The 1,780-nt window shown below is 64.2% G+C and carries 1 protein-coding gene; it reads right to left on the bottom strand.

Features of this window, described 5'->3' with window-relative positions; translation table 11 throughout:
- Nucleotides 1-104: 104 nt before the first annotated feature.
- Nucleotides 105-1,541 carry an IS30 family transposase gene (locus tag IGS67_RS13560; protein ID WP_456237410.1) on the bottom strand — a complete coding sequence of 479 codons (1,437 nt, stop codon included), beginning with the start codon at nucleotides 1,539-1,541 and terminating at the stop codon, nucleotides 105-107.
- Between the last annotated feature and the right edge of the window lie 239 nt (nucleotides 1,542-1,780).

Raw genomic sequence — 1,780 nt, forward strand, 5'->3', positions numbered from 1 at the left:
CACACGGCATGTCTTTGCTGCGCAGCGCTCCGACGAGCTGTGGTTGACCGACATCACCGAGCACACGACAGCTTGGATTCCAGCAGTCGTCGCAACGGTGTGAACTATCCGGGGTTCAGTAAAGCACTCATCCGTTCGGTCGGTGTGTCCCAGTCCAGCGCCTTGCGTGGTCGGTCGTTCAGTTCTTCGGCGATCGCGGCGAGGGCGCCGGCGTCGTGGGTGCGGAGGTTTGTGCCTTTGGGGAGATACTGCCGGAGCAGCCCGTTGGTGTTCTCGTTCGTGCCGCGCTGCCAGGGGGAGGCCCGTTCGCAGAAGTAGACCGCCATGTCCGTGGCGAGGGAGAAGGCCCGGTGCTCGCTCATCTCCGCTCCCTGATCCCAGGTGAGGGTCTTCTTCATCGCGGTCGGCATCCTCTGCAGGGCGGCGATGAGGCTGTCGCGAACAGCATCAGCAGTGCGCTCGATCGGGAGATGGCCCAGGACCACGTAGCGTGTGGCCCTTTCAACGAGAGTCGCGACGGCTGAACCGTTGCCGGCGCCGACGATCAGGTCGCCTTCCCAATGCCCTGGAATCGTGCGGGCTTCGACGTCGGCGGGGCGCTTTGAGATCGGTGTCATCTCGTCGATGAACCTGCTCGTGCGCGTCTGCGGGTTGCGGTGCGGTTTGCGGCGCGAACGACCTCGACGCAGTGAGCCTGCCAACTCACGTCTGAGCTCTCCATGCGCGTGGACGTAGATGGCCTGATAGATCGTCTCGCAGCTCACGCGCATCCCCGGGTCATGGGGAAAGTCTCGCTGAAGCCGATGACGGATCTGCTCCGGAGACCATCTTTTCTTGAGCTTGGCGGCGACATAGTCCCGCAACGGGCCGTCGACCGCGAGCTTCGCTGCCCGCGGGCGCTCACGCCGCTTCACGGAGACGCGGTGCGCCGTGTGAGGCAGATAGCCGCTCCTGCTGACGGTGTTGCGTCTCACTTCACGGCTAATCGTCGAAGGCGCCCGCCCCATCATCGCCGCGATCTTCCGGATCGACAGACCCGTCATCATCAGATCTTTCAGCCGTTCTCGCTCGAGGAGGCTGAGGTAGCGGGCATCGATGACCTGCTCAACGCGGGCAATGGGGACGCGTTCGCCTTGCACCCATGCGGTTCTCGGGTTCTTCACGTTCGCCAGGACCTCCTCGGGCCGGTAGAGCACCACTCTGCCGTCAGGGTAGATCCGACCCTTCGAGAACACGCGGATGCCTTTGTCCCAGTCCAGCGCCTGATGGGATTCGACGCCCAACCGCTGGGCGGCCTCACGGCGCGATACGCCCTCGCGTCGAAGTTTGAGGAACTCTTGCCGCTTCGCGTCCGCGTAAGCACCCGTGAAGATCCCCGTCTTATGCGCCCAGGCGTAGCAGGTGACCCGGTTGAAGCCGAGTTCGCGTGCTACCGCCGAAACATTGCCGCTCACGGCGAGCCGCCGGAAGAACTCTGCTTTGTCCTCCGGGGTGTGCTTGCGCTGCGTGCTTCGCGGCGTCGACAGCCCCGCCTGCTTCATCCATCGGTAGCCGCGATCCGGACTCACTCCGGCGGCCAGCGCAGCCGCCCGCACCGACCCACCCCGATCAATCAACGCCAGGAACGCCAACCTCTGCTGCTCCGTGTACTTCCTCTCCGGCATCTCCGCTCCTCGCCGCTAGTGTTGCGACGACTGCTGGAATCCAAGCAGGCGAAGGCAAGGTCTACATGTGTGCGATCAAGGACGCGTTCTCCGGGAGGATCGTCGGGTATGCGATC

It is taken from the genome of Flavimobilis rhizosphaerae (assembly GCF_014852685.1).
Taxonomy (GTDB): Bacteria; Actinomycetota; Actinomycetes; order Actinomycetales; family Cellulomonadaceae; genus Flavimobilis; species Flavimobilis rhizosphaerae.